This window comes from Phenylobacterium sp., assembly GCF_036677185.1.
Classification (GTDB): domain Bacteria; phylum Pseudomonadota; class Alphaproteobacteria; order Caulobacterales; family Caulobacteraceae; genus Phenylobacterium.
Genome location: NZ_JAKFEN010000027.1, coordinates 43064 through 66561, shown reverse-complemented (window position 1 = coordinate 66561; position 23498 = coordinate 43064). Strand labels below are relative to the sequence as shown.

General features: G+C 68.5%; 19 protein-coding genes. 11 read left to right on the top strand and 8 right to left on the bottom strand.

The genetic code is table 11. The features are described 5' to 3' along the window. Positions 1-148: 148 nt before the first annotated feature. Positions 149-403 (top strand): hypothetical protein, encoded by a 255-nt coding sequence (locus V6M51_RS16510; protein ID WP_332768919.1) that lies wholly within the window; start codon positions 149-151, stop codon positions 401-403. A gap of 95 nt (positions 404-498) precedes the next feature. Next, positions 499-864, top strand: coding sequence for a response regulator (locus tag V6M51_RS16505; protein ID WP_332768917.1), 366 nt, complete (start codon positions 499-501; stop codon positions 862-864). A gap of 74 nt (positions 865-938) precedes the next feature. On the opposite strand, the gene V6M51_RS16500 is transcribed toward V6M51_RS16505, so the two are convergent. Continuing rightward, a complete protein-coding gene (locus tag V6M51_RS16500) occupies positions 939-1457 on the bottom strand; it encodes a helix-turn-helix domain-containing protein (protein ID WP_332768915.1) in 519 nt (172 codons plus the stop codon). Positions 1458-1871: 414 nt separating this feature from the next. On the opposite strand from V6M51_RS16500, the gene V6M51_RS16495 reads away from it, so the two are divergent. Then, positions 1872-2675, top strand: a complete 804-nt coding sequence (locus V6M51_RS16495) for a DUF2285 domain-containing protein (protein WP_332768913.1) — start codon at positions 1872-1874, stop codon at positions 2673-2675. 15 nt (positions 2676-2690) lie between these two features. On the opposite strand, the gene V6M51_RS16490 is transcribed toward V6M51_RS16495, so the two are convergent. The 3 genes from V6M51_RS16490 to V6M51_RS16480 form a co-directional block, all read right to left on the bottom strand. After that, entirely contained in the window at positions 2691-2969 is a 279-nt protein-coding gene (locus V6M51_RS16490) for an HU family DNA-binding protein (RefSeq protein ID WP_332768911.1), read from the bottom strand. Positions 2970-3063: 94 nt separating this feature from the next. Beyond that, positions 3064-3987 carry a HEPN domain-containing protein gene (locus V6M51_RS16485; protein ID WP_332768909.1) on the bottom strand — a complete coding sequence of 308 codons (924 nt, stop codon included), beginning with the start codon at positions 3985-3987 and terminating at the stop codon, positions 3064-3066. A gap of 69 nt (positions 3988-4056) precedes the next feature. After that, on the bottom strand, positions 4057-4452 hold the full coding sequence (locus tag V6M51_RS16480; RefSeq protein ID WP_332768908.1) for a helix-turn-helix domain-containing protein: 396 nt from the start codon (positions 4450-4452) through the stop codon (positions 4057-4059). On the opposite strand from V6M51_RS16480, the gene V6M51_RS16475 reads away from it, so the two are divergent. From V6M51_RS16475 to V6M51_RS16460, 4 genes are all read left to right on the top strand, one after another. Further along, entirely contained in the window at positions 4451-4597 is a 147-nt protein-coding gene (locus tag V6M51_RS16475; RefSeq protein ID WP_332768907.1) for a hypothetical protein, read from the top strand. The genes V6M51_RS16480 and V6M51_RS16475 overlap by 2 nt on opposite strands. Positions 4598-4835: 238 nt before the next feature. Beyond that, complete coding sequence (locus tag V6M51_RS16470; RefSeq protein WP_332768906.1) at positions 4836-5486, top strand: GntR family transcriptional regulator; 651 nt, start codon at positions 4836-4838, stop codon at positions 5484-5486. A 313-nt stretch (positions 5487-5799) separates the two neighbouring features. Further along, positions 5800-6468 carry a lasso peptide biosynthesis B2 protein gene (locus V6M51_RS16465; protein ID WP_332768904.1) on the top strand — a complete coding sequence of 223 codons (669 nt, stop codon included), beginning with the start codon at positions 5800-5802 and terminating at the stop codon, positions 6466-6468. Positions 6469-6473: 5 nt separating this feature from the next. After that, on the top strand, positions 6474-8213 hold the full coding sequence (locus V6M51_RS16460; RefSeq protein WP_332768902.1) for an asparagine synthase C-terminal domain-containing protein: 1740 nt from the start codon (positions 6474-6476) through the stop codon (positions 8211-8213). Here the strand turns inward: V6M51_RS16460 and V6M51_RS16455 are convergent. The 4 genes from V6M51_RS16455 to V6M51_RS16440 all read right to left on the bottom strand — a co-directional run bounded on the left by V6M51_RS16455 (position 8140) and on the right by V6M51_RS16440 (position 15254). Beyond that, a complete protein-coding gene (locus V6M51_RS16455) occupies positions 8140-10578 on the bottom strand; it encodes an alpha/beta hydrolase family protein (protein ID WP_332768900.1) in 2439 nt (812 codons plus the stop codon). The genes V6M51_RS16460 and V6M51_RS16455 overlap by 74 nt on opposite strands. Before the next feature lie 36 nt (positions 10579-10614). After that, entirely contained in the window at positions 10615-13596 is a 2982-nt protein-coding gene (locus tag V6M51_RS16450; RefSeq protein ID WP_332768898.1) for a TonB-dependent receptor, read from the bottom strand. Positions 13597-13753: 157 nt separating this feature from the next. Beyond that, on the bottom strand, positions 13754-14728 hold the full coding sequence (locus V6M51_RS16445) for a FecR family protein (RefSeq protein ID WP_332768896.1): 975 nt from the start codon (positions 14726-14728) through the stop codon (positions 13754-13756). Between the two features lie 7 nt (positions 14729-14735). Continuing rightward, on the bottom strand, positions 14736-15254 hold the full coding sequence (locus V6M51_RS16440) for an RNA polymerase sigma factor (RefSeq protein WP_332768894.1): 519 nt from the start codon (positions 15252-15254) through the stop codon (positions 14736-14738). A 482-nt stretch (positions 15255-15736) separates the two neighbouring features. Here V6M51_RS16440 and V6M51_RS16435 point away from each other — a divergent pair, with 482 nt between their 5' ends. The 4 genes from V6M51_RS16435 (at position 15737) to V6M51_RS16420 (ending at position 23345) form a co-directional block, all read left to right on the top strand. Continuing rightward, positions 15737-16153 carry a TetR-like C-terminal domain-containing protein gene (locus V6M51_RS16435; protein WP_332768893.1) on the top strand — a complete coding sequence of 139 codons (417 nt, stop codon included), beginning with the start codon at positions 15737-15739 and terminating at the stop codon, positions 16151-16153. A 240-nt stretch (positions 16154-16393) separates the two neighbouring features. Beyond that, positions 16394-18685, top strand: coding sequence for a hybrid sensor histidine kinase/response regulator (locus tag V6M51_RS16430; protein ID WP_332768891.1), 2292 nt, complete (start codon positions 16394-16396; stop codon positions 18683-18685). 244 nt (positions 18686-18929) lie between these two features. Further along, complete coding sequence (locus V6M51_RS16425) at positions 18930-21209, top strand: TonB-dependent receptor (RefSeq protein WP_332768889.1); 2280 nt, start codon at positions 18930-18932, stop codon at positions 21207-21209. 129 nt (positions 21210-21338) lie between these two features. Then, on the top strand, positions 21339-23345 hold the full coding sequence (locus V6M51_RS16420; protein ID WP_332768887.1) for an ATP-binding protein: 2007 nt from the start codon (positions 21339-21341) through the stop codon (positions 23343-23345). Positions 23346-23498: the final 153 nt, after the last annotated feature.

The following is a 23498-nucleotide window of genomic DNA, read 5'->3' as shown; positions in this document are numbered from 1 at the left end:
CGCAGTATACTGTATTGAAGATTTGCTTCGCGGAAGCGTGCCAACGGCCGCAAATGACGCGAGCCCGACGTGATCGCACCCGCGTTCCGCGTACTACCGTAGATTTACGGTATTGCCCGTTGCGCCTTTGGCGGTGAGGCTGAGGCGTATGACAGCATACGACCCACGCTACGCACTCCTGCTCGACGGCCTGGATGAGGACGGGCGGGCCAAGCTTGAAATCACGGTCGAGGAAATTCTCGACGAGGTCGACCGCACCGACGCCGACCGCATCGATGCCGCGGCCGACGTGTTCCAAGACCGGGCGCAAATCCACCACGACATGGAAGCCGCAGCGGTCGCGCTGCTAATCGTGGCGTCGCTGCGCGAGCATGCGCTCAAGGCCCGTCACGGGCTGAACTAGCTACGGGCAGTCGGCGCACCCCAGCTGGTTGAAGCGGCTAGCGCGGGGGACGAATTGAGGCTTCAGTCCGGAGAGGTGCTGGTGGAGTGACAAGCGTGAGCGGAATACGAGGACACGTTCTCATCATCGAAGATGAGATGCTCATTGCGCTCGAAATCGAGAGCCTGCTCGGGGACCTGGGGTTCGAAACCTTCGACATCGCCGACAACCCTGCAAGCGCCTTGGCCTCGGCGGTGGCCCATCGTCCTGACCTGATCACCGCCGACGTCCGGATCATCGGCGGGACCGGCGTGGAGGCGGTCAGGGCGATCCGCGCCACGCTCGGGCCCGTTCCCGTCGTCTTCGTCATGGGCAACGTCGATGAGCTGATGAACCAAGACCCGTTCGTGCTTGTCGAGAAGCCCATCACCGCACGGGCGCTGGCAACCGCGTGTGACTGGGCTTGCGCCCAAGCGGCGTAGCGTCCGAGCTGCCTCGACGAACTTGAGGGTCTGGTGCTTTTGGGCGCGGACTTCGCGCGCCCTGGCCGCAGCCTCTACTTTCCCGAATCCCGCGGTCGTCGCCGCCGCGGCGAGAACGACACGTCGAGGCCCATGCGACGGGCTTGGTCGTCCAGCCAGGTCTCCGCCGAGAGGTCGCGCTTGCGGACGTGCTCGGTCAGATCCTGGAACAAGCGGCGAAAGCCGCCCCAGAACACCCGCGGCTCGATCAGGGTGATGTCGTCGCCTATGTCGTCGTGGAAGTTTCGCAGCGCCAGCATCATCACCACCATGGGCTTGTTGTCAGCTGTCTGAACCGCGAACTCCGGGGTCTTCAGCCAGACGCTGGCTATGATCGCGAACGGGTCGCTGTCGGTGGCCTCGGCGAACCGCATGACCCGTTCGAGATCGATCCGGTCCTGGCCGGCCTCAAAGCGCTCATAGGTCCGCAGCGCCAGACCCATGGCGGCGGCGACCTCGCTGGCCGTAAGTCGACGCGCCTTCCGGATCGACCTCAGAGCAATGGAAAGCAGCTCTGCCTGGCCCGCATCTCCGCTTTCCTCGTGACTCGACATCGAACTCCGGAGCCGACCAGCGACGCTGCGCCTCCCGGAGTTTGAGCGCGTCTCCGAAGTCGCGGCACGTCCGTACACGTTTTAAGGTTGTGTCTTGCATCTGGCTACCCGCTCCGGAGGTGCAAGGGGGCGGGCGTTGGAAACCTTGTGCAAAGGCCCGCTTATTGAGCGCGGCCCGCCGCCGATGCGCCGTCTCCGACACACCCCCTGGCTCATGGACCGGGCCTTGTTCGCGGCGCCCGCCAGCAGCGGTTGTAGGAACGGAGAGGGCGTCGATCAACATGTGAAGCACCAGAGCAGCGCCCGGGATGTCCGCGGCCGCCTTCAAGGCGAGGGTTGACTGGGGGCCCGCCAGAAACCGCCGATAGTCCGCCGGATTCCGCCGCTGGCCGCGCGCATCGCGGCGGTGGTCGGGTGTGGGGCTGGGATTCGGGCCAGTTTTCCTGGCCGCTGACCTCGTTCCGCGCCGTGATGGTCGCCATGATGGCGCCGCCGCAATCACAGCTCAGTCGCTCTGACTTCGCGTGGGAGTTCCTGAGGCGTAATCCCCGCTATCGGGCGGCCGCCAGGGCTCGATCATCCACGCGCGCGTTTGATGACGTGCATGGCGAGGAGGTCGCCCGGCCCTGGGGTCTCCAGTTCATCGCCGACCCAAGTCTGCCGGCCCAGATCGCCGACGTCTTCTGGCGTCCGGAGGTCGCGCCGGCCCTAGTCGTGACCCTGGAGCCGTCGCTTTCGCCCGCGGCCGCGCCGCTGAGATTTGGCGGCAATGTCGCCCTTCAGCGACGGGGCTCCGATGGCCTGCACTTGAAATTGCGTTCAGGCATCCAGGCGGTGGTCCGAGAAGGCGATCTCTCAACGCCGCTGGCCGTCGTGTTGCCCATCTCCGGCCAGTTCTCCGCAAGCCTGCGCGCCGCCCGGAGCCTGCATCGCGCCATGGCCGGCGCGCCGGCGCCGATCGATGACCTGACGCCGCAACAACAGCTTCGCCTCGAGCGCATGTTGACCGCCCTCGACGGAGCGGCCTCGCAGAAGAGCTACCGCGACATCGCCAACCAGGTGTTCGGGCCGGCGAGAGTCGGTCGCGAGGCCTGGAAAACGTCGACGGTCAGGGACGCCGCCATCCGCCTGGTGCGAGCCGGGCGCAGGCTGATGGACGGCGGTTATCTGCGGCTCCTGACGCCGGAAAGCTCGAGCCCCGCCGACGACCAACGCTAGGGACGTGGTCGCGATCTACTTGGCGACGGCGTCCTTGAGGGCCTTGGCGGCGGAGAACGCGATCTTCTTGCTCGCGGCGATCTGGATGGTTGCCCCGGTCGAGGGATTGCGGCCGGTCCGGGCGGGCTTGTCCTGAACCTTGAACTTGCCGAACCCCGGCAGGTTCACTTCGTCGCCCGCGGTCAGCGCGTCGCGCATGGCGTCGAGGACGGCGTCGACCAATTGCTTGGCCTGGGCCTTGGTGAGCTTGTCATCGCCGGCGGCAAGGCGGTCGGCGAGGTCGGAGGTGTTCATTCTTGGCTCCTTGGGGAATCAGCCTGATAGCGTCGCGGCGTCATGTCCCCGAGTCCACCCTCATAGGCTGAGTGTCACTCGCGACGCAGGCGTCTCACTCCGCGGCTAGGACTGCCGCTTCCAGCGTGGCGATCCGCTCTTCGCAAATTTCGCCGACGCGGGTCTGGAGGAGGATGACGCGCTCGCGGAGCCACGCCAGTTCTTCTTGACTGACTTTGTAGTGCCGTGAGTACCGAGCCTTGATGTAGGCGGCCCGAAGCAATTCGAAGCAGCGCTTCTCGAACTTGGTCTCTGTCGGCCAGATCGAAGCGAGCCGGGGGTCAAGCGGTTCGGTGAGATTGCGCAGTCGCACAAGGTTGTGGGACTTCGGCGTGTAGAGAGTAAGCGTCAGCAGGAGCGTGTTGTAGAGCCACTCGGCCGCCTGATGCAGTTCGAAGGCGGCTTCTTTGTTGTACTCCTTATCCATCGCGAAACCGGCCAACTCGAGCCGACGCTCGGCGCTGCCTTTACCGTCCTCGAAATAGCCCCGCGCTTCATCCAGCGCTGTCTCCGGCGCAAGCGCCGCGGGGTTCGCCAGCGCATGGCCACGCAGGTTGTGGAGCAGGATGCCGTCGCGGACGATGTCGACGAAGAAGTAGCGCCCGCGCTCGAGTTGGTGGTTCACGTCCTGCAGGCTGTGGACGATGAAGTTCACCGGGGTGCGCAGGTGCTGTCCGGCGGAGAGTTCCTTCAGGATGCGGGCCTCGGCGGTCTCCCAGAACTCCACCGTGTCGGCCAGGTCCTCGTGGTCGACGACGATCAGCAGGTCATAGTCGGAGAAATAACGGCCGATCGGGTCCTCCACCCAGTCGCCGCGGGCGTAGGATCCGAACAAGACGATCTTCAGCACCTGGCCGCCCTTCAGGCGCGGCGCCTTGCGCGTGGCGATGATCTTGCCGAACTCCTCCAGCAGGATCTCGACCAGATAGGCCAGCTCGCGCTGCTTGCCGCCGGGAAGGTGTTTCAGGTCGGTTCTCATCTGGCGCCATGATCGGTGATTGGCGGGCGGTTGCAAAGCCTCGGTCGCGCCAGGGAAGGGCGAGAGCGCTCAGGTGTCATCGTCGCCGAACCAGACTTGCGCCTGGGCGTCCCGGGCGGCGAGATCGGCTTCCAGGTCGGCGAAGGTGCGCCGGAAGGCGGCGATCAGCCGGCCGACCTCGAAGCGTGCGACGCCGTCGCCCAGCCGTTCGTCGAAGCGGCGCAGCGCGGTCATCAGCACGCTGGTCAGCTTGTTGTCGGTGCTGCGCAGGGCGAAGGCGGGCGAGCCGATCATCACGGCGGCGAGGATCGCATGGGGGTCGCTGTCGGTGGCCACGGCGAAGGCCTTGATCCTTTCGAAGTCGAGATAGGTCCGGCCGGCTTCGAAGTGCTGATAGGTGCGCAGCGGCAGGCCCATGGTCGCGGCGACGTCGATCTGTCTGAGACCCCGGTGGCGGCGGATCATGCGCAAGGCCTCCGAGAGGATCGCGCTTTCAGCGGAAGGTGCGCGCGACGCGGACATGGGAACGCAAGCTCGGTTCGAACAACTCAAGGGCGTGACAGTCTTGTCCGCTCGCGCCGCCGGATCAATGATTCAAGGCAAGGCCTGAAGAGAAAACCAAGCGTCTGCGTCCAATTTGACGCGGAGCGGGAGCCTGGGCGAGAAGTGTTCTTATGGTCGGGCGCAAGAAAGTTGCGTCTTATCTGCAATAGAGTGGCGTACGACTTCGCAGTTGGTCGCATATCTGCGTCATGACCATCGGATGGTCGTAACTATTCATCGGAATGGTTGTGATCTGGCCTGGACAACGTTCCGCGCGAGCGACCAGACTGCCATGTCGTCTTTGAGTGCAGGTGGTGGCGTTGCGAAGCCGGGACCCCTTTGGCGCAGTTCTCGAGGCGCTGCGCGGCCAGATTCGAGGCGGCCAGTTACCGCCTGGCGAGCCGCTCATCGTCATGGACCTGGCCCGCGCCCTCGGCATCAGCGCCACGCCCGTGCGCGAGGGCCTGGCCTATCTGGCGGGCGAGGGACTGATCGACGGGCGGCGGGGACGGGTTCGCGGCTATGCGACCTGGCGACTGAGCGCCGCCGACCTGGCCGATCTCTACCGGCTCCATTCGAGCAATGTGCTGTTCGCGCTCGCCGAGGCCGGACGGCGGGGCGCCAGGCTCGGTCTGCGGGACGCCCTGGACGGCGTTCTCGACCGGGGCTCGGACGCCGGCGCCCTGGCCCGCGCCGCCGAGGGGCTCTTCGACGCCCTGCTGCTGGCCGGCGGCAATGGCGTGGCGCGCCGCGCTCATAGGGCCGTCGCCGATCGCCTGCATCTGGCGCGTCTGCGCGAGCCCGCCGTCTTGGATCATCTCGCCGAGGAGCTCCACGGGCTCGCCGCCTTGGAGGCGGGCGGCGTGCTGCTGGCCCAGGCGGTGCGGACCTATCATCGCCGTCGCCTCGCCGAGGCTGAGCCGCTCGTGGCGGCGATGGTCCGGAGCGGTGGCTAGCCTGTTGAAATATCTATATAATATGTTGAATCTATAGACTAAATATAGATTGAATGCACTTGGGCGTGGGCGCCTCCTGAGGGTCGCCGCAAGGTTGCGGTGAACCACCTGATGGAGGCTACCATGTTGAAGACCCGTCTCTCCCGGCTGATCTGCCTGGGCCAAGCCCGGCGCCTGACCCAAGGCGGCGAGGTCGGCCAGCCCGCCGAGGACGAGTTCACGCCCTATCCGTAAGGCGCGACCGTCTGGCCGGCGTCGGCTTCATGGCCGGCGCCGGCACGCCTCCTTCCGCGTCGGCCGCGAGCGTCATCCCATGTCCCATCCGAACTGGCAGTTGCCGCCGGCGGTCTACGCCGCCGTCTACGGCGACGATCTCGTGCTGCTCGACACCGCCCGCGACGCCTATTTCTGCCTTCCAGACGCTGGCGCGGGTCTCCGTCTAGAATTTGCCGGCCATGCCCTGGAGGGCCTCGATCCCGACCTGATCGCCGAGCTGGCGGCGATGGATCTGCTTCGCGCAGGCGAGGCGCCGACCCGGGCGCCACTCAGCGTCGCGGCGCCGATCCTGGACCTGATGTCAGGCTCCCTTCCCAAGACGGATTGGACCGAGGCCGCCGACTTCGCCGGGGCGCTCGCCGCCATGACCTGGACCTACTATCGCAGGCCGTTCGCCCGGCTGCTGGCCTCGGCCTTGGCTAGGCGCGGCCGGCTTGGGGCCCGCGATGCGCCGGCTTCGGCGATCCTGGAGCGCCGGGCGCTGGCGTATCGCGCCCTGCTGCCCTGGTCGCCGGTCCAAGGCGCCTGCCTCTTCCAGGCCTTCCTGCTCCTGGAATTCCTCGGGCAGGCGGGACTGGCCGCCGACTGGGTGTTCGGGGTCAGGACCTGGCCGTTCTCCGCCCACTGCTGGCTGCAGGCCGGGCCGCTGGTGCTCAACGACAGCGTCGAGCGGGTCTCGGCCTATCGCCCGATCCTGGTGGTCTGACGCGCGTGGTCGCCTATGTCGCCCTGACCTGGAACGGTGAGCCGCCGGCGGCGGTCGTGGCCGCGCGCACGGCGCTGGCGGAGGCCGGCGATTGGAAGGTCGCGCTGGAGGAGGCGGGCCGGCTGCTCGCGGTGCGCGGACCGGTGGTCCCACGGGTGCGCCGTCTGCCCTGCGGCCGCGGCTGGGTGATCGGCGACCTGTTCCGCCGAAGTTTCCGCGGCGGGATCGGCGACGAGATCGAGAGCGCGGTGATGTCGCGGCGGTTCAGCGCCGAGGCGACCGCCCGCGAGCTCAGCGACCACTACTGGGGGCGCTATGTGGCGATCATCGAGGACCTCGATCCCTATGGCCTCTCGGTGTTCCGCGACCCTTCCGGCGCGGTCGAGGCGATGACCTGGGCAGCGGGGGGCCTGACCGTGGTCGGCTCGCACCTGCCCGACTGGCTTCCAGACGTCGCCTGGCCAGACCTCGCCATCGATTGGGACCAGGTCCGCCGATGGACGATCTCCCCGAGCGCGGTGGCCCTGGCCTCCGGACTGATCGGCCTGGCGTCGGTCACCCCGGGCGCCTGGCGGCGATGCGGCGGCCCGGAACGCCAGGTCTGGACGCCCGCCGCGGCGGCCGGTCGCACCGCCCGCCCGGCGGCTGAGGCCGCCGCCTCCTTGCCGCCCTTGGTCGACGCCTGCGTGGGCGCCTTCGCCGGCGAGGCCGGCGCCATCCTGGCGGAGGTCTCGGGTGGCCTGGATTCCGCGATCGTCGCCGCGAGCCTGGCCAGGACCTCCCACGGCAAGGTCCGCCAATGGCTCAACTACCGGGCCGCGGAGGGGCAGGGGGACGAGCGTGCGTTCGCGCAAGATGTCGCGACGCTTTGGGATTTTCCCCTGACCGAAGCGATCAAACCCCCCTTCGCGCTCGACGCTGACCTGTTGGAGGCGGCGGCAGGCGGGTTTCGGCCGGGCTTCAGCGCGCTCGACCTCCTGCGCGACCGCGACGTGGCAAATCGCGTCGCCGAGCTCGGGGTCGACCGGGTGGTCACGGGCCAGGGCGGCGACATGGTGTTCTTCCAGACCCCGACGCCGGTGGTGGCCGTCGACCATCTGCGGCGGGCCGGCCTGCGCGGCCTGGCCTCGTCCTATTTGCTGGAGGTGTCGCGCTGGACCCGCCAGTCGGTCTGGCGCACGATGGCGACGGCGCTGGATTCGAAGGCGGCCTGGCCGGGGGAGCGCACCGTGGCCGATCACCCGTGGATGGCCGACGCCGGCGATCTGCCGCCCGGCAAGCGCTCCCAGATCGCCGTCCTGGCGCAGAAGCTGACCCTCAACATCGAAAACCTGCGGGCCCGTCAGGCCGAGATCCTCCATCCGTTGCTCGCCCAGCCCGTCGTCGAGCACTGCCTGGCGGTCAGCGCGGCCGACCTCACCGTCGGAGGCCGCGACCGGGGCCTGGCGCGGACGGCCTTCGCCGAGCGCCTGCCGGCCTCGATCCGCGAGCGCCGCGCCAAGGGCGAGCTCACCGCCTATTATGGCCGCATGGTCGCCGCCAGCCTCGCCTTCCTGCGCCCCTACCTGCTGGAGGGCCGCCTGGCTGGCGAAGGACTCCTGGACCGCGAGCGGTTCGCGGTCATGCTGACCCGCGAACAGCTGATCTGGCGCGGCGACTATGCGGCGATCATCACCGCGGCGACGATCGAGGCCTGGGTCCGTCACTGGGAGGCGGTCGCGGCGGGCCGGCGGTCCCAGGGCTAGGCAGGGTCCTCGCCAGCCAGCCCAGCATGGTCTGGTACATGTCGCGAATATTGGCGGGGCTCGCGAACGCATGGCCCTCGCCCCAATAGGTCACCAGCATCGCGTCCTTGCCTTGCCGATAGAGCGCCGAGAACAGCTCCTGGGATTGGAAGACGCGGATTTCGTCGAGTTCCCCATGCAGCAACAGCACCGGCGCGGTGATCCTGTCAGCGGCCAGGATGTTGCTGTTGCGCAGGTAGCGCTGCGGATCATTCCAGGGCGGCGCCAGCATGTTGGACTGGGCCTGTTCGGTATGGCCCGCGGTCAGGACCGGGGCGTAGCCGTCCTCGGGCACGAGCCACTGGTGGAAGGGAAAGATCCCCCAGTTGGTGAACTGGTCATGCACCCCGGCATGGCCGATCACCGTCTTGAACCGTGTCGTCTGCGCCGCGGCGGCGACCACGCCCAGCGCGCCGAAGCTATGGCCGAACAGGCCGATCCGGTCCGGGTCGAGGCCGCCTTGCGCCAGGGCCGCATCGACAATGGGCAGGATCTCGGCGGCCACGCCGGGCGCGGGCTCGCCCGAGGCCTCGTCATAGGGGAGGCTCGGCGTCAGCACGCCGTAGCCGGCGCCGACCAGGACCTGGATGTTCATATAGGCGTTGAACTCGCCGACCTCGAAGCGGGGCGCCGGCGCCGGGTAGACGAAACCACGATAGGGGACGACGACTAGGGGCAGACGCGCATCCTTCGCCCGGTCCGGCGGCAGGTAGAGCCAGCTGGTCAGGGCCCTTCCGTCCGCTCCGAGGTGCTTGACCGCCACGACATCGGCCGGCGTCACCTCGGCGAGGCCGGCGTTGATTTCGAGGACCGGGCGCCAGGCTCCGTCCGGCGCGTCGATCGAGAGGCGACGCACGCCGTTGGGGTCGCGCGTCAAGATGACGGTGCGCTGAGCGCTCATCGCGACCACCTGTGCACGGTCCGGGAGAGGCGGCTTGGCTCTGTTTCCTGGAGACGTGTTGGGCGCCGGATCGCCCGGCAGATCGGGGTTCTCGCGCAGGCGCGTCCCGCGGACCTTGCCCGATGGGGCGGGGTCGCGGGCGTCGCCAAGCCGGCTGGCCCGGCCGAGGGTGTCGATCCGCCAGAGCCCGCCGTCGTCGACCATCTGCAGGTCGTGCTGGCCAATCGCCGAGGGCCAGCGCGATGGCGTCCTGAGCGCGGCGGTCAGTTTGACGGGCCCTTTGGCGGCGAGGCGATACCAGTCGGCCCGGCCGCCGGCCTCAGGTTCGGCGTAGACGATCGGATCGCCGCCCAGCCAGTCGGCGCGTGGGAAATGCGCCCCTTCGCCATTGTAGCTGAGCCTAGGCATCAAGCCGGTCATCGCCGGGCGGGTCACCTTTCCCCTGCCGGCGTCGATCCGGACCAGCTCGCGGGCGTCCCAGGCGAGGTCCGGCCGCCGGCGGGCCACCAGCAGCTCGTCCGCCTTAGGCGACCAGGCCAGCAAGCCGAGTGCCAGGTCGCCGTCGAGGCTGGGTCGGGAGACCTTGGCCGTCTTGAGGTCGACGATCGTCAGGCCCCTGCGGCGGGTGGGATAGGCCGAATAGACGCGGTCTTCGGCGTTTGGCTGGACATCCGCCAGCTGGGTGATCAGCGCCACATGGCGCCCGGTCCTCGACACCTCCAGATCGACGAACTCTCCAACGGCGAGCGTGCTGGCTGCGCCGGTCACCGCGTCGATGGTGAGCAGGCGCGGCGTCTCGCCCCGGACGCGCACATCCAGGAAGGCGCCGCTGCCGAACCGCGTGCGCGCGGCGACCTTGCCGGCCGCCGTGTCGGCCCAATAGTCGACGAGCCGTTGCCCCGCCTGCCAGCCGATGGAAAGCTGCCGCGGCAGGTCGCCGTCGGGGCGGGCGATGAGCAGGAGCTGCCGCGCCGAGCGCCATTGCGCGGCGCGGCCATAGACCGGCAGCTCCGGGGTGATCCCGAGCCAGCGGACCTGGCCGCTTGCCAGGGTGACAATCCCAGCCTCGAAGCTATGGTCTCGCAGCCGATAGACCAGCATCCGCGCCCCGTCGGGGGCTATCGGGCCGGCCATGTAGCCGGCGTCCGGGCCCTGCTCGAAAAGCGGCTTGGCCTTGCCGGGCGCTTCGAGATCGACCGCCTGAAGCTCGGTGAGCAGGGTGGAGGTGTGGTAGTTGTAGTCGTAGCGAGCGGCCTGGTTCCAAGGCCGCTGATGCTCGATCACCAACCAGCGCCCGGTCGGGTCGATGCTCACCTGGCCCAGCGCCTCGGTCGCCAGCAGGTCTTCGACGGTGTAGGGCCGTGCGCCCGCCGTCATCGGCCAGACGACAAGCAGCAGGGCGCAGAGCGCCAGGATCGGACGCATGGAAGCCTCGGTGTCTTGGTGGGTGCGCGGGCGGCGCTACCAGCGCTTGGTGAGCTGGATCGCGGCGTAGCGGCCGAGCGGCTCGGCGTTGGTGGCGTCGTAGCCGACGCCGGTCGCCGCGTCGTAGAAGGGCGGGTCGGTGTCGAACAGGTTCTGCACCGAGACCGCCACGCTCAGGCCCTCTAGCGGCGGACTCTCAGGCGTCCAGCGCAATTGCAGATCGGCCGTGGTCCAGGCGTCGATCCGCGCGCCGGCCTCGGAACGGTAGGCGTCCACATAGTTGAGGCCGAGGGTGGCGCCCAAGGCCTCGCGCCGCCAGGCGAACGCGACCCGGGCCCGCAGATCGACAGGCTGGCCGGCGATCCCGACATAGTTGGTGGTGGGCGCGGTCGGGGTCACCTGCAGCGCGTAGTCGATCAGGTAGGAGGCGTTGGCCGAGACGTCGAAGCGGTCGCGGCCCCTGTCGAAGCCGTAGCTTCCCGAAAGATCGACGCCGCGCACATGGACCCGGCCGGTGTTCACATAGCGCGCGTCGACGATCACCCCGAAGGCGGTGGCCGGATGCAGGCCCGGCGTGGCGTAGGCCGGGCTGTCCAGGAGCGACTGGACCAGCGCCAGGTCCGCCGGGCTGCGCGGGTCGACGAAGCGCACGAAGGGCGCGATGGCCGGATGGCCGATCCCGGTCTGGATGAAGCGGCTCACCGGACGATCGATCTGGTTCTCGAAATCGGTGTCGAACAGGGTGGCCCCGAGCTTCAGGCCGGGCAGGGCCGCCGGCGAATAGTCGAGACCCACCGTCCAGGAGGTCGCCGTCTCCGGCTCCAGGTCGCGGTTGCCGCCGGTGAGGTTGAGCGCCAGGACCCGCCCGCCGCCCTGGGTGAAGAAGATCGCCGTGGTGGCCGGCGTCAGATAGATCTCGCTGAGCACCGGGGCGCGGAACGAGGTGCCGTAGGTGCCCCGCACCCGAAGTCCCTCCGCAGGCTCCCAGGTGAGGCCGATCTTCGGATTGGTGGTGGTCCCCACATCGTCATAGCGCTCGATCCGCGCCGCCAGCGACAGTTCCAGCCGCCGCACGCCGGGGACCGCGTTCTCCGGACCCACCAGCGGCGCGCGCAGCTCGGCGAAGCCCGCCAGCACCTCGCGCCGATTGGCCGGCGGCGCGGTGAAGATTGGGGTCGCCGCCGCGGCGAAGCTCTCGGTCGCTTGCTCGAACGCCTCGCGTCGCCCGTGTGCGCCCACCGCCAGGCGCAGGTCGCCGCCGGGAAGCGTCCAGAGCTTGCCGTCGGCCTGCAGATTGAACGAGGTGACCTGGCTTTCGAAGTGCTGGCGGCCATAGCCTGCGCCGATGAAGTCCAGCACCGCGCGGCTGCTCGGCCCATAGGGATTGAAGTAGCCGTCCACGGCGGCGCGAAAGCTCGTCGCCGGATTGTCGGCCGTGGAGCCAACCGCCTCGCGCAGGAAGAGCGCGTGCAGGTTTCCGTTGGTGCCGGACCGAATGTCTTCCCGCGCATGGGCGCCATAGGCGTCGAGCCGCCAGTCGCCCCACAGACGGACTTCCGCCCCCAGCGAGACACCAAGGCTTTCCGAGGTGCTGAAGGCCTGCGAGTTCCCCAGGGCGTCGATGAACGAATAGGCGATCTGGTGGCTGCGCGATCCGTTCGGCGAGGCGAAGAACGGATTGTTGTCGGCGATGACCACCGTGGCGGTGGGCGCAAGCGAGGCGCTGTAGGAGATCCTGCGGCTGAAGCGGAGGTCGGCGCTCGCCTCGATCCGCTCGCCCAGCGACTGCCCAAGGGCCGCATAGATGCTGTGGCGGCGTTGATGCGGAAGAAGGTCCATCCCCTCGCGCGGGCTGTCGCGGTTGACGACGCCAAATTGGAAGTCGCCGGGCCGGAGCGGAAAGGTGGTCGCCCCGGCCGGGATCGCCCAGGTGGGGACCAGCACGCCGGTCGCCGGATTGGCCAACAGGATATTGCCGGGGCTGGCGTTGAAGGCCCGCCGGTCGGTTCCGCCGAAGGGCCGCAGGTCGGCGCTGGCTGTATAGGGTCGCGCGGCGAAGGGCAGGGCGGCGCGGTCGTAATACTCGTAACTGGCCAGCACCCGGCCGCTCGCCCAGGTCGCGCCCAGCGTCTGGGCGAACTGGACCTCCTCGGCCCCACCGTCGGCCACGCCGTACCGCGCGCGGGTCTCGGCGCCGTCGAAGTCGCGCCTGAGGACGATATTGACCACGCCGCCGACCGCGTCGGCGCCATAGAGCGCCGAGGCGCCGTCGAGCAGCACGTCGATCCGCGCCACCGCCGCGGTGGGGATCGCCGAGACATCGGCGAGATCGCCCTTGCCGCCGCTGCCCGCCATCCGCCGGCCGTTGATCAGCACCAGGGTCGCGTCCGGGCCCAGGCCCCGCAGGTTGATGGTCGTGGCGCGGCCGTTGTTCTGCGAGCTGGTGTCGGCGGCGGTGGAGACCACGTCGGGCGTGGCCACGCCCGAGAAGTTCTGCGGTAGGGCGGTCAGCGCGTCGGCCACGGTGGCGTAGCCCTGGCGGTCGATCTCGTCGCGGTCGAAACTGACAATGGGCGAGGGGCCGGCGCCGACGCCGCGGATGTGGGAGCCGGTGACAATGACCTCGTCGAGGATCGAGGGCGGCGCCTGGGCGACCTCGCTCGCGATGGTCTGCTCGGCGCCGGCGACGACGCCGATGCGCAGGACGATCACGCCGGGGCGGCTCTGCTGGGCGACGATCCCGGTCCCGGCGATCAGCCGCTCAAGCGCCGCCTTGGCGGTGAAGTCGCCGGAGAGGCCGCCGCTGCGCCGGCCCCGCACCACCTCCGGCGTATAGAGGATCTGGACGCTGGCCCGCGCGGCATAGGCGGTCAGCACGCTTTCCAGCGTGCCGCCGGCGATGGCGAAGCTCAGCACCGGCTCGGCCGGGGCGGCGATGGCGGCGGGTGCTGCGGCCAGCATCGCCAGAAGGCTCGCCGTGCCCCAGGTCGCCCGTCGCCGACTGTGGTTGGATCTCATCGCGTCTTCCCCCTCAACCATGCGGCCGGCGCTCCAGGCGCTCGAACGGCCGCGATTGAGGAAGAAGCACCGCAGGGGGAGGGGGCACCCTGACGAGGCTAACAAAAACATCCTTGGCGTGTCTCTGGGAAAGCGATCACGCGGCAAGCGAGTAGCGTCAGGTTCTGGGCGTCAGCCGCACTTCGCCGTCGGCTTCTTCCGGTTCGAGTTCGAAGAGGTCGCTGACCGCGGCGACAAAGGCCTGGGTGTCGCCCACCTCGAAGACGCCGCTGACCGGCACGCTCTGGAGCCGCGCCACGTCCACCACCACCTTGTGGCGGCTATAGCGGTTCACCTCGGCCACGGCCTGGGCCAAGGGCGTCTCGCGGAAGATCAACCGGCCGGAGGTCCAGCTGGTGGCGGCGGCCACATCGACCCGGCGCGGCCGCGGCTTGACCTCGTTGGTGATCAGGGTCTCGCCCGGCGCCAGGCGCCAGGCCTTCGACGCCTTGCCATCGGTGACTTCCACCGAGCCTTCGACCAAGGTCACCTTCACCGCCTCGCCCGCCAACCGCACATCGAAGCGCGTGCCGAGCGCGCGAACCTGGGCGCCGTCCGCATGCACTACGAACGGACGGGCAGCATCATGGGCGACGTCGAAGAACGCCTGGCCCTTGATCAGCCGGACATCACGTCCGTCACGGCTGAAGCTGACCTTGACCTGGGTGTCGGTGTCGAGCCGCAACCGGGTCCCATCGTCCAGGCTGACCAGGCGCTGCTCGCCGACGCCTGTGCCGTACTGTTCGCCTTGCAACACGGTGAAGGTCAGGATCAGGATCGCGCCGGCCGCCAGGGCGGTCGCCGCGCGCCGAAAGCCGGGCGCATCGCGCCAAAGCCCTGTGAGCCGGCTGATCCAGGCGCCGCGGTTGAGGGCCTTGGCGACGCCGCGGGCGATGTCAGGATCGCCCCGCAACCGTCCGCCGACCTCCCATAAGGCCTCCATGCGCTCATAGGCGGCGTCATTGGCCGGCACCCGGCGCCAGGCCTGGAAGTCTTCGAGGGCGCGGGAGGTGATCGACAGGGTGTTGAGCTGCGCGAACCAGTCGGCCGCTTCGCGTTCGGCGCGCTCGTCCTCTGCTGGCAAGGTCGCCATGGGGCCTTCAGTCCCGCATCCGCGCGGCGATCAGGGCCAGCGCCTTGGACATCCGCCATTCCACCGTCTTGACCGGCAAGCCGCAATGCTCGGCGATCTCGGCATAGGTCATTCCAGCGTATCGGCTCAGCATGAAGGTGTCCCGCAGAGGCTGCGGCAAGCCTTCGACGACCTGCTTGAACAGCAGGGCCTGAAGTTGCTCGGCTTGCGTGCAAGGCTCATGACAGCGGCTCACCTCGGCGAGGCGTCCCATCCGGCGTCGGTCCCGGCGGGCGCCTCTTGCTTGATTATAGGCTAGGTTTTCGGCGATCCGAAGCAAGAGGCCTTGTGGATGACGAAGCTCGCCCTTCGCCTGGTAGGGGCCAAGCCGCACATAGGCCTCGTGCATGAGATCCTCGGCCTGGTTCGGATCGAAGCGCCTGCGCAACACCGCGGTCAGCCAACCGGAGTAGCGGCGGTAAAGCTCGTCCAGCGTCGGGCGTTCGTCCTGCGGGGGCTCCGCGTCCGGTCGGTCCGGAGGTGTCATCGCCCACTCCCTCGTCACTGTGGAGGGGCGAGCGGCGCGCCGTCACTGGAACATCCTGCGGCGACCAGACAATTCCACGCAAACGCCCGCGCCGCCTCTCGACGTCGCAAGGCAGATGCCGGCCAAGCATGCCGGACCATCACGTGAACGCTGCACAGGGGATTCCAAGCCCCTACCGTCGCTCTCGCGGCGGCAGGGGAAGACTGAATCATTCGGAGAAACCGCGCAAGTCATCGCGGAAGATGGGGTCGGGCGTTGGAATCCTCGGCAGATGAGGCCCGTGATTTCGGAGGTCCGACCGCTGCCGCGCGATGGCGAGCCATCGCCCCCCGGCTCCAGGTCGGCTCCTATGGTCGGCGCCCGAACCACCATGTTTAGGTCGGAAGCCGGGACGAGACAACGCGTCGCGGAGTCGGGCCGGTCGCTCTCGGCGAACCCCGACCAGCCGCCGAGCTCGGCGTTTTTTTGCGGAATTGCGCCCGTTGTCGAAGCTGGCGCACTCACGCCACGGCCGGACCGGGCCGGGCCGGGCCGGGCCGATCATCATCGACAAAATGAAGGAGCTGCTCTCCGAGCTCGTGCGGACCGAGTTGGCGTCGCCGGAAAGCGGGTCCGCTGCCCAGGCCGCGCCCCCTGAGATCGACGTGCGGTTCGTGGTCGGCGCCTATATGTCGGTGGTGACATGGTGGCTCGACCGCGACGCCCGGGAAACGCCGGAAGAGATCGACCAGGCGTTCCGTGACCTGGCGTTGGGCGGACTCGGAACGCTGCTCCGACCTAAGCCCTGGCCTGCTCCTGAAATCGATGTCGCGCGCGCGCTCAGAGCATCCGGCGCCACTGCGCCCGGCACCCGGCCTGGGCGACTGGAACCGCGATCACAGCGACGATCGAGCCAATGAGCCGGCGAGAGCGCCGCATGGTCATCCTACCATGGCGAGTTGGAGCGTCCGGCTAGCTTCAGACCGTGTCCGGCCGCGAGTTCCATAACCGGGCTGCCGCGAATCGCGCCGCCTCGTCCGCGAGCCGGGCCGCCTGTTTGGCAGCTCGTCGGCGACCTCGGACTTGGCGGAAATTTAATCCACCCGTGGGAAAACAACACGGGCGCTTTAGAAGCAAAGCAGACCTGTGAAAGGGTGCGCATGGGACAGGTCGACAAAGCCAAATCGCCCGTCGATCGACGGAGCAGCATGGATTCGTCTCAGACGCCCTATCAGCTCACGCTCTCGGCGCTGCTGTTCCCGGTCCCCGCCCATTGCGCCTTTCACGCCGTGGCCGCCCTGTCGCTCGCGCTCATGGGCGCTCCGATCCTGGGCGTGGTGTGGGCTCTGGCCTGCTGCGTCTTCGATTGGACTACACAGCGCCGCTTCATCCAATGGCGATCGACGGCTTCGGACACCGATACCGACACCGGCTTGAGACGCTTGGCGATGATCAGCGCAGCGCGGTCGGTCTTGCTGTTCTCCGCGCCGGTGGCGTTCACCCTGATGACGCATAGCCAAGCGGGCCTGCTCTACACAGGCGTCGTGGGGATCGTCCTGGTGGCCGCCGGTGTGTCGTCCGGCTGGATATCCCGAACCGTTTACGCTGCGATGGTGGCGCCGGCTCCAATCGCCGTGGCGCTGGAGGCCGCGAGCCTCCTGGAAGGCCCGCCGCGGATCGGCGTGTTCGTCGGGCTAGGCTCGCTCAGCGTGATCCTGACCCTGATCGCCCTGGGCACCGGTCAGGCGGTCCGGGAATGGAGCCAGGCCGCCGTTCGGACCACGCGCCTGATCGATGACCTGAAGGATGCGCTGGACCGATCCGAGGCCGCCGAACGGCGCCTGCGCGTCGCGGTCGAAAACGCCGACCTCCATGTCTACGAAGTCGACTTCTCGCGACGCACCCTGGTGAGCCAAGGCCGGGAATCGACATTCTTCGAGCAGCCGCTCACCTACGAGCAGATGTGGCGTGACGCCTATCACGGCGTGCATCCGGAGGATCGCGCGAAGGCGATGGAGGCCTGGTCGCGCTACGAGGCGGGAGTTGAACCGTACCGCACCGAATACCGTGTATGCCGTTCCGACGGCGAGGAAGTCTGGGCCTTCGCCGTCGGCGAGATGACGCGCGACGAGGATGGCCGCCCGCTCAATCTTGTCGGCGCCTTGCAGGACATCACCCAAAGGAAGCGGACAGAACTCGACCTGATCCATGCGCGCGATGCGGCGGAGGCGGCCAGCCGCGCCAAGAGCGATTTCCTCGCCACCATGAGCCACGAGATCCGCACGCCCCTCAACGGCGTGCTCGGCATGGCGCAGGTGATGGCCGCCGGCGAACTCGCCGCCCCGCAACGCGAACGCCTGATGGTCATACGCAAGTCCGGAGAGACCTTGCTCACGCTGCTGAACGATCTGCTCGACCTGGCCAAGATCGAGGCCGGCAAGCTCGACCTGGAGGACGGCGAGGTCGACATCGTCGAGATCGTGCGCGAGGCGCAGACCACCTTCTCGGCGTTGTCCAGCGGAAAGGACCTGGCGCTCAGGTTCGATCTCGCGCCCGAGGCGCGCGGAATCTATCGGGGCGACCCGACTCGCGTGAAGCAGATCCTCTTCAATCTCCTGTCGAACGCGGTGAAGTTCACCGAGCAGGGCGCCGTCGAGATGAGCGTGGCCCGGGCGGACGATCTGCTCGCGATCGCGGTCGTCGATACGGGCATCGGCATGGACGCCGCCCAAAAGGCCGCCCTGTTCGAAAAGTTCGTCCAGGCCGATCGGTCGACGACGCGCCGCTATGGCGGAACCGGGCTTGGCCTTGCGATCACCGAGGAACTCGCCAGACGAATGGGCGGCGCCATAGACGTGCAGACCGCGCCGGGCCGTGGCTCCACCTTTACGGTGAGACTGCCGTTGCGATTGCTCCGGGCGAAGGTCGACAACGAGAGGCCGGACGAGGACGATCGGCGTCCATCCGAAGGTCAGTTGAACGACCTTCGCGTGCTGGCGGCCGAGGACAACCTGGTCAATCAAATGGTGCTCACGACCCTGCTGCAGCAGGTCGGCGTCCAGCCGGTCGTCGTCGGCAACGGCCAAGAGGCCGTGGCCGCCTGGGAGGCGCAAGACTGGGATTTGGTGATCATGGATATCCAGATGCCGGTGATGGACGGCCCAGCGGCGACGTGCGCGATTCGTCAGCGTGAAGCGGAAACCGGGCGCAGGCGAACGCCGATCATCGCGCTTACCGCCAATGTGATGGCCCACCAGATTTCCGCCTACCGCGCGGCCGGCATGGACGATGTCGTCGCCAAGCCCATAGAGGCCGCCGCACTGTTCCGCGCCTTGGAGACCGCCTTGATGGACGACGATGTCGCCGTAGCAGGTTCGGTTAGATCGCCGGCGCCAATTGGCGCGCCAAGAACGCCGGCGTCGGTGACCGCGAGCACCCGCGCAAAGGCGTAGGCGCTCGCCATGGCCGTGAATTCGATGGCGATGGAAACGTCAGGTCTGATTCTACCATAGCGGTAGTTGGCGTGCTAGCATTCGCCGGTCGCGCCTTTGGAGCCGCGCGCGCATGACCCTATTTCAGATAGACTGGCCGGTCCTTGGCGGAGGCAGAGGACAGAGCCAGACCTTGGCGGGTCTGTTGCTCGTGGCCGCGGGTTTGGCGGGCGAAGCTCGTGCGCAATCCTGGCCGCGGAGTGCTGTGGACGAGATCGTCGTGACGGCGCGCAAGCGCGAGGAGCGGCTCCAACAGACTCCGGTGGCGGTGACCGCCCTGGGAGGCGAAGCGCTCGAACAGCGGGCCGTAAGCGACCTGGCCGACCTGAGCGCCACTGTTCCCAACCTGGCGCTCCGCGCCGGCGGCGGCGCGTCGGGCGCGGGATTCACGCCGGCGATCGCCATCCGCGGCATCGGCCAGGTGGACTTCACGATCAACACCGATCCGGCGGTCGGCGTCTATCTGGACGAGGTCTATCTGGGCCGGTCCCTGGGCGCCGCCCTGGACTTGGTCGATATCGAGCGGGTGGAGGTGCTGCGCGGTCCGCAGGGTACGCTGTTCGGCCGCAACACCATCGGCGGTGCGGTGAGCGTGATCGCGCGCGCGCCTGCGTTCGGAGAACGGCCCTCAGGGCGGCTTTCGCTGGCGGTGGGCGAGCGCGCGTTCGCCAAGGCCCAGGCGAGCGTAAACCTTCCGCTCGCCGACCGTGCGGCTCTGCGCCTATCGGCCTTCCACCGGCGCCGGGACGGCTATGTGGACGCCCTACAGTACCGCGACCTGAAGCTGGGCGGCGAGGAGGTCTGGGGCCTGCGCGCGGCCCTCAGGTTCGAACCCGCGCGGAACGCGAGGTTCGACCTGACGGCGGACCTCACCGAACGCCGCGACCCGCCGGCGCCTGTGGTCGCGCTGCGGCTGGGCGGGCTATCGGACTCGAGCCCCGCGCCCACCGGAGCCAATGCGACCTTCTTCAACTCAGGCCGGGGGCCGGTCGGGATCGCCAGAGTCCCATTCATCTCACCCGACGCGCCGCGCTGCGCGCTCGACGTCCAGTTCAGGGCCGCCAGCCGGACCTGCTACGGCGACGCCTGGCTGACCGACGGCCGGGGCAGCCATTCGGTCTGGACCGACCGGGCGGGCGCGCCGATCACGCCCAGCAACACCCTGCGGACGTCCGGCCAAAGCCTGACCGGCCGGTGGGAGTCTCCGGTCGGGCGACTCAAGCTGATCTCCTCGCATCGGCAGTTCAGCAGCACCTTCTACAACGACTTCGACTTCACGCCGCATGTGGTCTTCCACAACAACAACGCGCCCTACAAGCAGGAGCAGTGGTCCCATGAAATCCAACTGGTCGGCGGCGGCTGGAACGGCGCGGTCGACTATGTGATCGGCGGCTATCTCTTCGAAGAGCGCGGGGCGGAGTACGTCGACCAGCTTACGCCAGGCGACGTGCCGGTCGCGCTGGCGAACGCCCTGGCCCCGGCGCTTCCCTATTTTCAGACCACCGGCCGGATCATCGACAACCGGTCCACGGCGATCTTCGGCCAACTCACCCTCAACCCGACGGCGCGCCTTCATCTCACGGGCGGCCTACGCTGGACGGACGAGGCCAAGGACTATCGCGTGGAGCAGGTTCGGGCCGCCGGCCCGCCGCAACGCGCCGCAGGATCGCAGAGGTCCCGCATCTGGACCCCGTCCGTCAATCTCGCCTACGAACTGACGCCCGACAGCCTCGTCTACGTCAGCTACGCCGAGGGCTATCGGGCGGGCGGGTTCGCCTCGAGGTTCCCGGGCGGCCTTCCGACGCCGTTGCCGACCTACGATCCCGAGTTCGTCGCGGCCTATGAGCTGGGGTTGAAATCGGCCTGGTTCGGCCGTCGTCTCGTGCTCAACCTGGCGGCGTTCAGGAGCGACTATGACGACATCCAGGTGAGCGCGGCCGTCCCGAACCTGCCGGGCTTCACGCTCAACCTGGCCAGCGCGGAAATCACCGGCTTCGAGGCAGAGGCGCGGCTGCAGCTATCGGAACGGCTGAAGCTTGAGGTCTCGGTGGGCCGCACGGCCAAGCAGCTCACCGAGGTCGCGCCGGGAACCACCTCCGGCGGAGGCACGAACGTGGCCGTCCCGATCACAAGCCGCAGCCGGCTTCCGGGCCCCGATTGGCAGGCCAGCGCCGCCCTTGGATATGAGCGGCCGTTGGCCAATGGCGGACGGCTGAGGTCACGGCTGGATGTCCGGTATGAGTCGGAGGACGCCGGCGCCGTCGCCAACTACCCGATCAGCGTCCGCGAGCCCTATGCCGTGGCCGATGCGAGCCTGACCCTTGTCGCGCCCGACGGTTGGGATTTCTCGCTCGGCGCCCGCAACATCCTTGATGCGCGGTATTTCACGGCCAAGGCGCTCTCACCGGCGGCGGGATCGGCCTATGGCGTCCTCGCCCGGCCGCGCGAACTCTTTGTCGCGGCGAGCCGCAGTTTCGGCCAATAGCGGCGGGGTCTTGCCATGGCGCCGCGGAGCAGCGCAACCTGTGGTGTGGTTGCTTAATGCAGCACGCCAGACGCAGGCTGCCGGCTCGTGTTTCACTGGAGACCTTCGGGCGTTACGCGCTCCGCTCTGTTGTTGGCGATCGCCGCGCTTGTTCCATCCCTGTTGCTCGCCGTCGCAGGCGGCTATTTCGCCCTGTCGGCGCAGCGCTCCGAGCTCCAGAACAAGGCCGTGGCCAATGCGCAGATCCTGTCTCGCAGCATCGATCGGGAGATCGAGAGCCAGTTAGACCAGGCGGAGGCGCTGGCGGCCTCTCCCGCCCTGGATTCCCCGGCCGACCTGGCCCTTTTCAGCGAGATCGCGCGACGCGAGCGGCGCCGGCATCCCCTATGGGTGGCGGTGATCCTTCTCGACCCCAGCGGCGAATGGATCGCCCATACGGAGATGGATCCCACCGGCCGGCGGGCGGTGGATTCGGCGAGCCTCGACAAGGTGCTCAGGTCGCACTCCCCGGCGGTCGGGGAAATGGCCCGGGGAGCCCGCGGGACCTGGGGTATGCCCGTGCGCGCGCCGGTGATTCGCGACGGGAAACTGACTTCCGTCGCGACCATCGTCAGCCGGCCGGACAATTTTCACGGCCTGATCGCCGCCCTGCAGTCGCCCCCCGGCTGGATCATCACCGTCGTCAATCAGAACGGGCAGGTCGTCGCCCGATCAAGGAGCCAGGCGGAGTTCGTCGGCCGGCCGGCCAGCCCCGCGGCCTTGCGGTCGCGAGCCCGCGCCGCCGTCGGCGGGACCTATGAAGGACGAACCCTGGAGAACACGCCTACCATGTCGGCCTACTGGCGCTCGCCGGCGACGGGATGGTCGGTTCACATCGGCGTCCCGCGCGCGGCCTTCGACGCCCCGCTACGCCGCACCTTCCAGCTGATGGCCGCGGGCCTTGGACTGGGCCTTGGCCTCACCATGCTGTTCGTCTGGCTGTTGCTGCGCGATCTGGCGGCCAGGTCGGCGCAGGCGGCGGTGGTCGAACAAGCCACCCGCATGGACGCCCTCGGTCGGCTGACGGGCGGGGTCGCGCACGACTTCAACAACCTGCTCATGATCATCCAGGGCAATGTCGACACCCTGACCCGGCGGCTGGCGGACCACGAGGGCGCGCAGCGTCCGCTGAGCGCCATGCGCACGGCGACCGAGCGGGCGACCCGGCTCACCCGCCAACTCCTGAGCTTCGCGCGCGGCGGGCCGAGCGACGCACGGGTAGTGGACCTGAGCCAGGCGGTGAAGGCGACGACCATGGCCATGCAGCAACTCCTCGGGCCGTCGGTGATCCTGACGCTTCGATTGGGGCAAGGACCGTTACCCGTAGAGATCGATGAGCTACAGCTCGAGGCGGCGCTGCTCAATCTCTGCGCCAACGCCCGCGACGCCATGCCGGACGGCGGGCGCGTCGAGATATCGACCCGCGCGGCGGGCGCGGACATTGAACTGGAGGTACGGGACACGGGTCCGGGTTTCGCGCGCAACATCGCGCCCCGGGTCTTCGAGCCGTTTTTCACCACCAAGGCGCACGGAAAAGGCACGGGGCTGGGCCTTACACAGGTCTACGGCTTCGCCAATGCGCTCGGCGGGCGCGTGGCGGTCTCGAATGCCGCGGGGGGAGGCGGCGTCGTGACCTTGAGGTTGCCAAGAGCGCAGGCGGCGCCGGTCGAGGCTCAAGACGTCGCTGTCCCGGACCCAGACGAAAATCCCCAGGCCCGGGTCCTCGTCGTCGAGGACGACGAGGAGGTGCGGGCGACCACCGGCGCCTATCTCAGGGAGTCCGGCCTGACCGTGCGCGAGGCCCGCGACGCCGCCGAGGCGCTGGAGGTGCTTCAGCAGGAGCCGTTCGACGCCGTCGTCTCGGACATCGTGATGCCCGGGAGCATGGACGGCGCGGCCCTGGCGCGGGTCATTCTGCGGCGTTGGCCATCCCTGCCGGTGCTGCTGGTGTCCGGCTACAGCGACACGGCCGCGGAGGCGCAACGCCAAGGCATTGCGGTGGTTCCAAAGCCCTATGACCTATCGGCTCTCGAACGCGCGGTGCGATCCATGGCGGCCGGGCGGTCGCCGCAGGAGGCGTACGTGACGCGAGGCTGAAGACCCGAGCCTCAGTCTAAGTCCGCCGACTGGATGGCGGCGAAGCGTGTCAATGGGTCAAGTCTGCGCTTCGTTGCCGTTGGTTCACGATGAGATGCACAGGGCGAACTCACGGCGCGGTGGTGTTCCACGCCAGAATATCGGCTTCCTTGC

What these genes read in the sequence shown, in the direction of transcription:
- V6M51_RS16510 (WP_332768919.1), top strand. Translation starts at nt 149, where the DNA reads ATGACAGCATACGACCCACGCTACGCACTCCTGCTCGACGGCCTGGAT.
- V6M51_RS16500 (WP_332768915.1), bottom strand. Translation starts at nt 1,457, where the DNA reads ATGTCGAGTCACGAGGAAAGCGGAGATGCGGGCCAGGCAGAGCTGCTT.
- V6M51_RS16490 (WP_332768911.1), bottom strand. Translation starts at nt 2,969, where the DNA reads ATGAACACCTCCGACCTCGCCGACCGCCTTGCCGCCGGCGATGACAAG.
- V6M51_RS16485 (WP_332768909.1), bottom strand. Translation starts at nt 3,987, where the DNA reads ATGAGAACCGACCTGAAACACCTTCCCGGCGGCAAGCAGCGCGAGCTG.
- V6M51_RS16475 (WP_332768907.1), top strand. Translation starts at nt 4,451, where the DNA reads ATGCGCAAGGCCTCCGAGAGGATCGCGCTTTCAGCGGAAGGTGCGCGC.
- V6M51_RS16480 (WP_332768908.1), bottom strand. Translation starts at nt 4,452, where the DNA reads ATGATCCGCCGCCACCGGGGTCTCAGACAGATCGACGTCGCCGCGACC.
- V6M51_RS16465 (WP_332768904.1), top strand. Translation starts at nt 5,800, where the DNA reads ATGTCCCATCCGAACTGGCAGTTGCCGCCGGCGGTCTACGCCGCCGTC.
- V6M51_RS16455 (WP_332768900.1), bottom strand. Translation starts at nt 10,578, where the DNA reads ATGCGTCCGATCCTGGCGCTCTGCGCCCTGCTGCTTGTCGTCTGGCCG.
- V6M51_RS16450 (WP_332768898.1), bottom strand. Translation starts at nt 13,596, where the DNA reads ATGAGATCCAACCACAGTCGGCGACGGGCGACCTGGGGCACGGCGAGC.
- V6M51_RS16445 (WP_332768896.1), bottom strand. Translation starts at nt 14,728, where the DNA reads ATGGCGACCTTGCCAGCAGAGGACGAGCGCGCCGAACGCGAAGCGGCC.
- V6M51_RS16440 (WP_332768894.1), bottom strand. Translation starts at nt 15,254, where the DNA reads ATGACACCTCCGGACCGACCGGACGCGGAGCCCCCGCAGGACGAACGC.
- V6M51_RS16430 (WP_332768891.1), top strand. Translation starts at nt 16,394, where the DNA reads ATGGGACAGGTCGACAAAGCCAAATCGCCCGTCGATCGACGGAGCAGC.